General features: G+C 43.2%; 12 protein-coding genes and 1 tRNA gene. 4 read left to right on the top strand and 9 right to left on the bottom strand.

Annotated features, from left to right (window positions below; translation table 11 throughout):
• Nucleotides 1-99 precede the first annotated feature (99 nt).
• A tRNA-His gene (locus B3297_RS10060) sits at nt 100-173 on the bottom strand.
• Nucleotides 174-375: 202 nt separating this feature from the next.
• On the opposite strand from B3297_RS10060, the gene B3297_RS10055 reads away from it, so the two are divergent.
• Nucleotides 376-936 carry a DUF4230 domain-containing protein gene (locus B3297_RS10055; RefSeq protein ID WP_046676305.1) on the top strand — a complete coding sequence of 187 codons (561 nt, stop codon included), beginning with the start codon at nt 376-378 and terminating at the stop codon, nt 934-936.
• 138 nt (nt 937-1074) lie between these two features.
• On the opposite strand, the gene B3297_RS10050 is transcribed toward B3297_RS10055, so the two are convergent.
• Nucleotides 1075-1290 carry a hypothetical protein gene (locus B3297_RS10050; RefSeq protein ID WP_070564437.1) on the bottom strand — a complete coding sequence of 72 codons (216 nt, stop codon included), beginning with the start codon at nt 1288-1290 and terminating at the stop codon, nt 1075-1077.
• A 214-nt stretch (nt 1291-1504) separates the two neighbouring features.
• On the opposite strand from B3297_RS10050, the gene B3297_RS10045 reads away from it, so the two are divergent.
• Both B3297_RS10045 and B3297_RS10040 read left to right on the top strand, forming a co-directional pair.
• Complete coding sequence (locus B3297_RS10045; RefSeq protein WP_070564434.1) at nt 1505-2161, top strand: response regulator transcription factor; 657 nt, start codon at nt 1505-1507, stop codon at nt 2159-2161.
• A gap of 30 nt (nt 2162-2191) precedes the next feature.
• Nucleotides 2192-2395 carry a hypothetical protein gene (locus B3297_RS10040; RefSeq protein ID WP_070564431.1) on the top strand — a complete coding sequence of 68 codons (204 nt, stop codon included), beginning with the start codon at nt 2192-2194 and terminating at the stop codon, nt 2393-2395.
• 107 nt (nt 2396-2502) lie between these two features.
• On the opposite strand, the gene B3297_RS10035 is transcribed toward B3297_RS10040, so the two are convergent.
• Both B3297_RS10035 and B3297_RS10030 read right to left on the bottom strand, forming a co-directional pair.
• The gene (locus B3297_RS10035) at nt 2503-2754 is read right to left on the bottom strand and encodes a Rho termination factor N-terminal domain-containing protein (RefSeq protein ID WP_070564428.1); all 252 of its coding nucleotides are present in this window, start codon (nt 2752-2754) and stop codon (nt 2503-2505) included.
• 88 nt (nt 2755-2842) lie between these two features.
• Nucleotides 2843-3397 (bottom strand): type 1 glutamine amidotransferase domain-containing protein, encoded by a 555-nt coding sequence (locus B3297_RS10030; protein WP_115048602.1) that lies wholly within the window; start codon nt 3395-3397, stop codon nt 2843-2845.
• 186 nt (nt 3398-3583) lie between these two features.
• On the opposite strand from B3297_RS10030, the gene B3297_RS10025 reads away from it, so the two are divergent.
• On the top strand, nt 3584-4561 hold the full coding sequence (locus tag B3297_RS10025; protein ID WP_070564422.1) for a glycosyltransferase family 9 protein: 978 nt from the start codon (nt 3584-3586) through the stop codon (nt 4559-4561).
• Here B3297_RS10025 and B3297_RS10020 read toward each other — a convergent pair.
• Genes B3297_RS10020 through B3297_RS10000 form a run of 5 tightly spaced genes read right to left on the bottom strand, consistent with a single transcriptional unit; the run spans nt 4515 to nt 10472 of the window.
• Nucleotides 4515-5606 carry a glycosyltransferase family 9 protein gene (locus B3297_RS10020; protein ID WP_070564419.1) on the bottom strand — a complete coding sequence of 364 codons (1092 nt, stop codon included), beginning with the start codon at nt 5604-5606 and terminating at the stop codon, nt 4515-4517. The genes B3297_RS10025 and B3297_RS10020 overlap by 47 nt on opposite strands.
• Nucleotide 5607: 1 nt before the next feature.
• On the bottom strand, nt 5608-7101 hold the full coding sequence (locus tag B3297_RS10015) for a PfkB family carbohydrate kinase (protein WP_115048608.1): 1494 nt from the start codon (nt 7099-7101) through the stop codon (nt 5608-5610).
• On the bottom strand, nt 7079-7663 hold the full coding sequence (locus B3297_RS10010) for a D-glycero-alpha-D-manno-heptose-1,7-bisphosphate 7-phosphatase (protein WP_070564412.1): 585 nt from the start codon (nt 7661-7663) through the stop codon (nt 7079-7081). Before B3297_RS10010 ends, B3297_RS10015 begins: the two co-directional genes overlap by 23 nt.
• Nucleotides 7660-9519 (bottom strand): glycosyltransferase, encoded by a 1860-nt coding sequence (locus tag B3297_RS10005; RefSeq protein WP_115048610.1) that lies wholly within the window; start codon nt 9517-9519, stop codon nt 7660-7662. Before B3297_RS10005 ends, B3297_RS10010 begins: the two co-directional genes overlap by 4 nt.
• Nucleotides 9516-10472: a glycosyltransferase gene (locus tag B3297_RS10000; RefSeq protein WP_070564408.1), complete on the bottom strand. Its 957-nt coding sequence runs from the start codon at nt 10470-10472 to the stop codon at nt 9516-9518. Before B3297_RS10000 ends, B3297_RS10005 begins: the two co-directional genes overlap by 4 nt.
• Nucleotides 10473-10604: the final 132 nt, after the last annotated feature.

Genomic DNA, 10604 nt, shown 5'->3' with positions numbered 1-10604 from the left:
CCCCAAGAAGTCTGCTTGATCCTTTATGTGGCGCTAACAGACGGGAGCAAACAGACGGGACTAGAAACAAAAAAGGCAGATCATTTGATCTGCCTTTTGGGTAAGTAATCGGGCTCGAACCGACGACCCCTAGAACCACAATCTAGTGCTCTAACCAACTGAGCTATACCTACCGTGATTTTGATGTCACAAAAGTAGTATTATAGCTCATATGTTCCAAATGTTTTTTAAACTTTTTAACTAAACAATTGTCTATCAAAAGGTATAATTTTCAAGTATGCCCATTTAGTGACCCTGAAGAATAATATTGAGGTAATATTTTCAGGTTAAATGTCTAAAAAAGCAGCTTGGTCTTTAATTTGTATAGTATAGTTTATGGGAAAATTTTTAAAATTTTTAATTATCGTAGCCATTTTGGCAGTTGGCGCCTGGTTTGTGTATCATAAATATAACAGCGGACCGACAGTGGAAAGTAAACATCAGCTGTTGGTGGACCGTATTGAAGCCATGGGAAAACTGGAATTGGTCAAATACCGTTACAGTGATGTTGTAGAGCACAAAAACGTGAATACTTTTTTACCGGATGCAAGTGTATTACTCATCGTGAAAGCAGATGCTGTAGGCTGTGTGAATTTGACGAAACTTAGTCCGGAAGATATCACGGTTTTGGGGGATTCGGTCTCCATCAAATTGCCGGCTCCAGAAATTTGTTACATCAAGATCGACCACGAGGCGTCCAAAGTCTATGATACGAAAATGGCTTTCTTGCGCGAAGCAGAGCTCGTGGATGAAGCTTATAAAGCTGCGGAAAAAGCTGTTGCTGATGATGTAAAGAAATCGGATATCCTGCAGCAGACCAAGGCCAATGCAACCACCGTTTTTAAACCGCTCTTACAGGGATTGGGATTTTCGAAAATCAATCTGACCTTCGAATAGTGCCCAAATAAAAAAGCTAGACAATGTTTACATTGTCTAGCTCTCTACAATAAATCTAATCTCCAGCCATCTCACGACGGGAGGACTTCATAATTATGCTATTATCAAGCCAAGAACATTAGCCAAGTTACATTCGTTTTATTTTTTTGTCGTTGTATCCGGCTGTGGTGTCGGCGGGATTTCTCCACGGGATTCGGAAGATGTGGTGTCGCGATATTGTATCGTCGTGGTATCGTTGGGAACGGAATCACGCATCAGTTCCTGTGATTTTTGATCATCAGTTTTAGCGCCGTTACATCCATAGGCTGCTAAGCATAATAGACTGACGGCAATTAATTTTGTTGAGTTTTTCATATTATCTATCGTTTAATGATGGCATGTCACCTGCATGCACTTAGTAGGAGAACAAAGCTCAGGTCAAAAGCGTTTCGCTTTCTATATTTGCTATTATGATAGAAAAAGAAAATCAATCTTATTTTCTTTATTTTTTAGATAAATTCAATTGTAAAAAACTTTTTACAATTGGGTGCTGTTCCTAGAAGTACATAAGTTCATTAAACAGATAGCTATGATTCAGATAGTGCTTGTTGACGACCATCATTTGGTAAGAAGTGGTTTTCGGCTGATTTTAGAAACGCAAGATGACATTACTGTTTTGGCTGATGTTGAAAGTGCTGAAGCAGCTTTGGATGTGTTGAATGTCGATCAGCGACCAGATATGATCCTTACGGATATTAATATGGGTGAAATGGGCGGGATAGCTCTCATTGATTTCGTTAAACAGAAATACCCCGATATAAAAATCCTTGCCTTGACGATGGAAAATGACAAACACATTGCCGCAGATGTATTGCGTGCAGGAGCAGATGGCTATTTAGTGAAAGATAGTAGTTGTGATGAGGTACTTTTTGGTATACGGCAGGTTGCCAAAGGAGAAAAATATATCAGTGGTTCCTTAAGTGTTTCCTGCCTTAACGATTATAAAAACTTTGCGGACAGGGCTCCAGACCTAAATCGTGTTTTGTTAAAATATGATATTTCAGAACGCGAATTGCATGTATTGGAACTCATCGCACAGGGATACACCAACGGCGAAATTGCAGAGCGTATTTTTTTGAGCAAACGTACGGTGGAAGGGCACCGACAGAAACTGATCGAGAAAACGAATACAAAAAATACAGCTGGTCTTGTCAGCTTCGGTTTTCATCACATGCTCTTACATTGATTAAACAATAAAAACAAAAAATAGAGGAATATGGCAACAAAAAATGAAAACCGCGTCGTCGGAACCGAAATGGAAAAAAAGAAAAAGGTCAAGTTAGGTGTAAATGGAGAGACACTGCGAGATGTAGGCGATAAGGATCAGGGCGATGCCGAGGCCGGAGTAGACCCGCAGGTGGATCAGTTGAACGAGATGCCCAATGATCCTACAGATAGGCCAAAAGAAAGGAAGAAATAAGAAAGACCCGCATTTAAAATTGCGGGTCTTTCTGTTAAGCTTAGTTTCTAGCTGAAAATCTGTATCTATTTTCAGGACTAATCAGCACTTGTCCGTGAATGACATTTCTATTTTTTGCCCTGCTTCTCAATGGCTTTAGCAAGTTCATCTTTCGTCATATCGTGACGCCCGGTGATCTCCATTTTCTTTGCCATTTCCAAGAGTTCAGCTTTGGTTTTATCGGAACTTCCGTTTTGCGATCCTTTAGACGCTGAAGCACTTTTTCCTGTTGTTGTCGCTGATTTTTTTTCTTTGTTAGCGTTGCTGCTTTGCGATTGCCCTTTGGCAGTCGTATGGCTTGAACTTTTTGTTGTATTCATAATATACTGTTTTATGTGTTATTTATATGCTGAACATGTTACAAGATCTAAAGGTTGGCCGATTTTATACGTTATTGAAACTGTACTACTACGCTTTGTTCTTTTTTTCTGTCGCAAACGCTTTAATGATGGCTTTATTAAAAGCGGGCAGATCGTCGGGCGTACGACTTGTAATAAGTTTGTCGTCAATCACCACTTCGCTGTCTTCCCATAATGCGCCTGCATTAATCAGGTCCATTTGAATGGCTTCAACGGACGTTATTTTTTTATCACGCACCAGATCCGCGTTAATCAGTAATTGAGGTCCATGGCAAATGGCTGCGATCGGTTTATCCCGTTCCCAGAAAGCATTGATCAATGCAATAGCCGTTTTATTCGTCCTCAATTTATCAGGATTGATGACCCCGCCTGGTAGCAGCAATCCGTCATATCGATTCTCTTCTGCCTCCTGCAGAGCAACATCGACAGGATAGTCATTTGACCATTCATCTCCATTTTTTGCCCGCACTGTTCCTTCAGCCGGTGATATAATGTCTGTTTTGGCGCCTGCATTTTCCAAGGCTTCCTTTGGGCTAGTCAATTCTATTTCTTCAAATCCATCTGTTACTAATATCGCTATCCGCTTATTTTTTAAATTCTCCATATAACTAAATTTTGTTTATGTTTTTTCTATGTTTCAAGAGAACGGATCTAAATCCGCGAAGGTTTGAAATAATATGATGAAGGTTTGAAATAATATGATTTAGCATAGGAAAAACGCTTTGATTGATAAAAAGGAATAAATCAAACCGTATTTCCTTGGGGGTTGTCTATCCTTAAAATCGATGGTATGTTTAAGATAGCTATTTTTCGAGCCCTTCAGCTGGGCGATCTACTGTCCTCTATTCCCGCCATAAGGGCATTGAAGTCGCATTATCCCGATGCCAGACTGTACTTTATTGGTTTGCCTCATATGCGTGTATTGATGGAACGCTTTGATTGCATCGATGAATATGTGGATTTTCCCGGGCATCCGCAGCTTCCCGAAATTGCATATAATCCCGACAATCTTGAACGATTCGTCAAGCAGATGCAAGCGGAAAAATTTGACCTTCTGATTCAGATGCAGGGAGATGGAACTGTGGTGAATGATTTTTTACAGAATTTTGCGGCAAAGCGACTGGTAGGATTTCAACCAACAGCTTCAATTGACAACCCCGACTGGATGACTTATCCAGGAAAGCTTCACGAGGTGAACAGGCACCTAGCTCTTATGGAATTTCTAGGTTTAAAAATTCCAAACCGTACAATGTATTTCCCCTTATTTCCCGAGGATTGGGAGGCCTATAGGAAAATAAAAGCTGAAATAAACTATCCTTTCGTTATTATCCATGTGGGCAGTCGGGACGCCAAACGACGCTGGCCTATTGAAAACTTCGGATTTCTTGCGAACTTAATGCAGCAAATGGGATATCAGATTGTCCTGACTGGGGTAAGTGCTGAAGAATCTTTGGTCAATGAACTGCAGCGCATACTTGAAGGACCTGTGCTTAACCTCTGTTCCAGACTTGATTTGGGTACGCTTGGCTGTCTTTTGAAGGAATCGACTTTACTTGTATGCAACTGCACAGGAATATCCCATATTGCCGCTGCTTTAGAAGCAAAAAGTGTGGTCATAAGTCTAGATGGTGAGCCCGAGCGTTGGGGGCCACTCAACACAGCACTGCATACCACTTTTGATCTGACCAAACCTATCGCCATAGAGCATATTGTACGCGAGATCAGACGGGTCCTTCCGGCGCTGTCTGTTTTTGGGAGGAATGCTTAAGTAATGAATTCAATTTATCCATGATATTTTCAACACTTAACGGTGTCATTCTAGATGATCCATTCTGCTTATCGACAAAGCTGTTAATCGTATTTTTGGAGCGCAGAGCAGGGTCGACGGGGTAAAGGATAAAGTCAGTATCCTGCGACCATGGGATATGCTGCGGGTTTGTTTGAGCGTAAAGGACCAACGTGGGTTTTTGTAGCGCGCAGGCAATATGAGCAACGCCCGTGTTGACCGTGAGCACAGCATCTGCATGTGCTACGAGGAGTAGGAGATCATCAATTGTCGTCTTTCCAATAAGGTTAATCAGATTTTCCCTTACGAGTTCTGAAAAACATGATCTCAGGTAATCGTTGTATTCCTTGCCAACAAGTATGACCTGAAATGCTGAATCAAGTAGCTGCCGCGTCAATTGTTGTGCGACAGCACGGGGAATTCGTCTTTTTTGCTCCGAAACATCACAATTGACAATAATCTGTTTCCCCCCACGTAAAGGAATTAAATTCGATAATTGACCTCGGGGTACAATTAGGCTCGGTAATCGATTGATCGACCGGCTGATGCCAAGTAGTCTGACCAGTTCGAGATCACGTGCTATTTGGTGCTGTATCTCAAACAGGGGTTCTTTGTCTGGTATCCAATGGGTAAGCAACGTATAGGGATTCTCGCGCATATAAGCCGCTCGCAGGGGGATTTCCGCTAGATATGCCAACATGATCGAAGCCATTGGATTTTGGCTGTATACATTGAAAATAATACAGCTATCAAACTCCCGCTTTTTGATTGCAGCAATCAATGCTTCAGTCGAAGCAACCGTGTCATGCGAGCTCAATTTCATCCAAGGGGCATCGTATTGTATATAGTCATCGACAGTGCCTAGGTAGGGGATAATGGGAACAGCCATTTCTGACGCAAGTAATGTGATTTTACAATTTCCATTCGCTGATTTAATTTCCTGAAGCGCTGCATTACTCATGATCAGATCGCCCATATTGTCTAAGCGAATGATCAACATGTTTTTACAATCTTTCCAAGTCCCCATTTTAGCTGATTTTCTTTAACAGTTGATTGTCCTTTTCCTGCACCCGCTGAATGATTTTAGTAGTCGACTGCTGATGGACATGCGGAATAAATACGAGTTGTGTCCCTAGTATTTGCAGTAGCCCTTGTTCGGCCAGTTCTTTATTTTGGTATGCTTCACCTTTTACAAAGATATGCGGTTTAACCTTTTCGATGATCGGGATAGGGTTGTCCGATAATTCATCACCAAACGGTACAATATAATCTACAGCTCCAAGCGCCCGCAATACTTCAATTCGATCGTCAAGCGAATTGACAGGTCTTGTTGCTCCTTTTAAACGTCTGATGCTCTCGTCTGTATTGATGCCGACAATCAAAATATCACCCTGTGCCTTAGCTGCACCGAGGTAATGGGCATGGCCGGCATGGAAAATATCGAAACAACCGTTGGTGAATACGAGTTTATTTTCTTTCCGAAGTCCATCGCATAGTGCTTCAAGATGATTCAGGTCGGTAATTAATTTATCATCTTTGTTCGTAAGGCGCTGGGCTAATTCCGTGCAGCTACAATGTGCTGTACCATTTTTTTGTATACCGATCTGTGCTGCCTTTATACTCAGTGCTATCGCAATATCCGCATCAAGTTTATTATAGTAAGCCAAGCAAAGCACGGTCAGAAAGGTGTCGCCAGCGCCGGAGAAATTACCTTCTTTTAAAGCAGGAACCCGGTAGTGCTTTGCTGAACCACCTTTTTTAAAGAGGATAACACCATCCTTATCAAGGGTAAGTGCCACCCAGTTCGCCTGAGACAAGGCAGCTAGGCTTTCGGGCCATTTCGATGCTTGTGTTAGGCGGTCGTCCTCTTCTTCCTGGCTCAGGATTTTTCTTGCTTCGTCATAATTGGGCTTAATTAAGTCGGGATTTAGGCATGCATACTTGTCGTAATCTTTGCTGTCTATGGCAATAATTTTGGGCTCAACCTGCTGTTCTTCGGCGAGCAGCACAATGAGCTCATCCGTGATGTTACCTTTTCCATAATCTGCAATAAAAACAATGTCGACATGTTGAAGGGCTTTTTTTACCGCTGTCAGATATTGGTTGGCCAGCGCTGCACTAAAATGATACTTCTGACCAATATCATAACGAAGCAGACAGTGTCCATCTCTACGTAATCGTGTTTTTGTTAGTGTCTGACAATTTTTATTATAGAGCAGGCCACCCGTGTCAATTCCCTGTCGCTGCACACTGCGTGCTATTGTCTGTCCACTGCTATCGTCGCCCAACAGACTAACGACCGACACGACGGCCCCCATATTGCTGAGGTTCGTGATCACATTCCCGGCTCCGCCAAGGCAATGTTCTACGGATTGGACATCGAGCACGGGTACGGCGACATCGGGAGCAAGCCGCTTGCATTCCCCATCTAGATAAATATCCAGCATACAGTCTCCCAAAACAAGGACCCTTGGATTGTCAAAACCATTTTCGACAAGTTTATTTAATGCTATATCTTTCATAATCTACTTTTTCTGAGTTGATAAGTTGCGCCAATCCGTAAAAATCATCTACGATGAAATCTGGTGTATATTTAGGATCAGAAATTCGCTCCTGTTTCCTTTCTTCCTGGCTTCGGTCTACCAATATGGTCCTGCAGCCTGCCGCACGGCCGGCGCCGACATCACTTAGGATATCGCCGATCATCCAGGATTTTTTTAAATCTATGTTCAGCTCCTTGGCAGCCCGATAGAGCATTCCGGGTAAAGGCTTACGGCAGGAGCATTGCGGTTCGTCCATGACATCGCCATGTGGACAATAGTAGATACCGTCTAATTGGATGTGCTCGTAGCGGAGTAGTTCGTGCAATGCTGAAAAAGCGATATCCAAATCTTCAGCTGTAAAATAACGTCGGGCAATACCCGACTGATTGCTGATAACAATGAGCTTATAGCCCCTTTTTTGTAACCCTCTTAGAGGCTCAAAAATGTCGGAATAACAAACGATGCGTGCGGGATCAACGTTGTAGGGAACATCCTTAATCAGCGTTCCATCCTTATCCAGAAATACAGCGCTCTCCATCATGATGCGATCAATTTATTATGTATAACGAAGTGTTCATTTTTCCTACTCAGATTTGCCATCCGCTGTTCCACCAGTGCGCAGAGCTGGTGAATAATATGTAGCTGTACTTCCTGAATACGGGCCGTGTGATCGGAAGGAACTATGAGATTATGATCTCCGAATTGCGTGGCCTCGCCACCATCTTTTCCCAGCAAATTTGCACAAATCACCCCAGCTTTACTGGCTTCTTTCAATGCGTTTAGGATATTGGGCGAGTTGCCACTTGTACTTAAACAGATCAGCATATCTCCTGGTTGCCCAAGTGCCTGTACCTGTCTTGCAAATACGCTTTCGTAGCCAAAGTCGTTTGCCCATGCGGTGAGAACCGCCACATCAGCGTTAAGCGAGATCACCGGATAGCCGGGACGCTGTGGTATTTCAAATCGACCCACGAGCTCGGCAGCGAAATGCTGGCTCTCCGCGGCACTACCACCATTGCCGCAGATCATGATTTTTTTACCTTCATGCAATACAGAGACCATTTTGGACGACAGCCTGGCTATGCCAAGCGCCAAAGATTCTGCCGCTTTTTCGAAAGTCTTTGAGGAACCCAAAAAGCTTTGCCTGATCTGCGTAATTGTTTCTTTTTCGGCATCCTGAGGCAAACATTGTGCATAAAGCTGCGCAATACTTTCGCTGACCACTTTCCACGTAAAGGATTTAACATGGCGTAGAGAATTAACAGAAAATTTCAATCGTTTACGGTCGTTATTTATCAGGTCAACAATCGCAGCAGACAATTGTTGTGGCTGTTGTGCCGCTACCAAAAGGCCGGTTTCTTCATGCCTTACCGTAAACGATATACCGCCCACATCGGCACCAATTACGGGCGTACCACAGGCCATGGATTCCAGCGGAGTAATCCCGAATGGTTCATACCACGGCGTGGTGATAAAAAGCTCACTTGCAGCATAATAGTACCTAAGCAGATCACGACGCTGTTGTCCCGTGAAAATGACCTTATCTTCCACTTTTAACTCGATACACAGATGATGCAGACGATCAAATTCTGCGCGGTCTTCCGCTGTCGCCAGATTTCCACCAACGACCAATAGCCGCAATTCGGGCAGCGCATGGTGCGCATGGGAAAAGGCTTCGATCACATTGTCTATTCCCTTTCGTTTCACCATGCGACCAAGTTGCAAAATGTAGGTGTACGCGGAATCAAGTCCAAGCTTTTCCTTTGCTTCGGTGCGGTCTGTTGGATGAAAATCAGCCGGATTAAAACCACAGGGAATAATTTCTATTTTATCCTGTGGCGCCTGATAATGTTGAATCAAGTCCTTCAGATCGTTTGGGCATTCGGCAATGACGCGTTCGGCTGCCCAAATGATATCTTTCTCAATTTTTTCACGAATTTTCGGAAATTTGTCTGAGCCCCCCTGGTGTAAGCGGCGCACCGCACCTAGGGCATGAAAAGTAATAACAAAGGGGATATGCAGTTGTTTCTTGATTTCCATGGCCACCATACCCGACAGCCAAAAATGCGCATGTACCAACTGGTAGCTCAGCTGGTTAGCGGTCATAAATTCGATTGTATGGGCGGTAAATTCATCGATATGTCCATAAAGCTCTTCCTTTGGGAGTATATCTTTGGGGCCTGCGACAATATGAATGACCCTTATATTTGGTTTCCAGAGGACGACCCCTTCTCGGCTTGGATGCTCACATCGCGTATAGATGTCTATTTGATTACCCATCAAAGCGAGCTGCATGGCAACCTCGGCAACATAAACGTTTTGGCCGCCGCTGTCTTTACCTCCGAGGGTCGCTAAGGGTGAGGCATGATCACTAATAAAAGCTATTCTTTTTTTCATGATAGTATATATTGATGAATTTTTTCATTAATTAAATTCTCCCATTGTTGTCCAAATCGAACTATGTCGAAAAGCTCTTTTGCTTTCTGCTGTGCGTTTACACTGAGCTGCTGTGCATGTTGGGGATTATTCAGCAGCATTTTCATTTTAGCGATGAGCTCTTCGATCTCTAAGCCGATATAGCCTGTTTTTTCATTTTCAATAATGGTAGAAAGCTCTGTGGTAGCCAATCCAACGATGGGAAGACCCACCATCATAGCTTCGCAGATTGCTAAGCCCAAACTTGTGTACCGTATTGGATTGAAAAAGAAACGATAGTCTTTAATAAATTCGGGTAGGCGCGGATGGAGCACTTCACGAAGCCCATAGGGTTCGTTACCCATTCCGATGAGATCTAATGGTACCTGCTTTTGTACATACTTGAAAATATCGCTACCTAGCATGCGTCCACGGGAGGGAAGGTTGTTGATAACGACAATCCCTTTTTCCAATCGACCATTGTAAGCGACATCGTGTGTATCTACACCATGTGTGATGACACGTACATCCGGAATATTTGCCTTCCACATTAACTGGTTGAAGTGTGTCACATGCACCAGTGTAACGGCTGGATTGGTGACTGGATGAACTTCATCACAGGGATGCTGCCATGGCGGGTCGTGTTCAATATAGATACGAGGTAACTGTTGCTGCACTTCAGACAGGATCAGATATTGATCTTCCAAGTAATTTTCATCGCATTGAAAAAGGATAAGATCTAGGTCGAGATTACGCACTTCGCCGGCAGGAACTTCAATCACATTGTCGCCAAAAGGGAAGGTTGTTCCCCGTCCGCCATAGCGAGGTCCTCTTTCGGGCGTATATGGAATATATAAGATATAGTCACCTTGGGATAAATAATACAAGTACGATCCATGGATATGCCATGTTAATACGCGTGGTTTGTGTGTCATAAACAATTTTTAATTTCAACAATGGAAAAACGCCGTTTTTAGCGATTCAATTTCGCAGAAGGAAACGCGCTTTTAACCTTTGCTTAATGAACGGCTGTGGTAACGACTTGGTTGGATGGACTAATACCCAAT

Source organism: Sphingobacterium sp. UBA3519, assembly GCF_002377215.1.
Classification (GTDB): Bacteria; Bacteroidota; Bacteroidia; order Sphingobacteriales; family Sphingobacteriaceae; genus Sphingobacterium; species Sphingobacterium multivorum.
The sequence above is the reverse complement of the archived record's forward strand: the minus strand, read 5'-3'. Positions and strand labels throughout refer to the sequence as shown.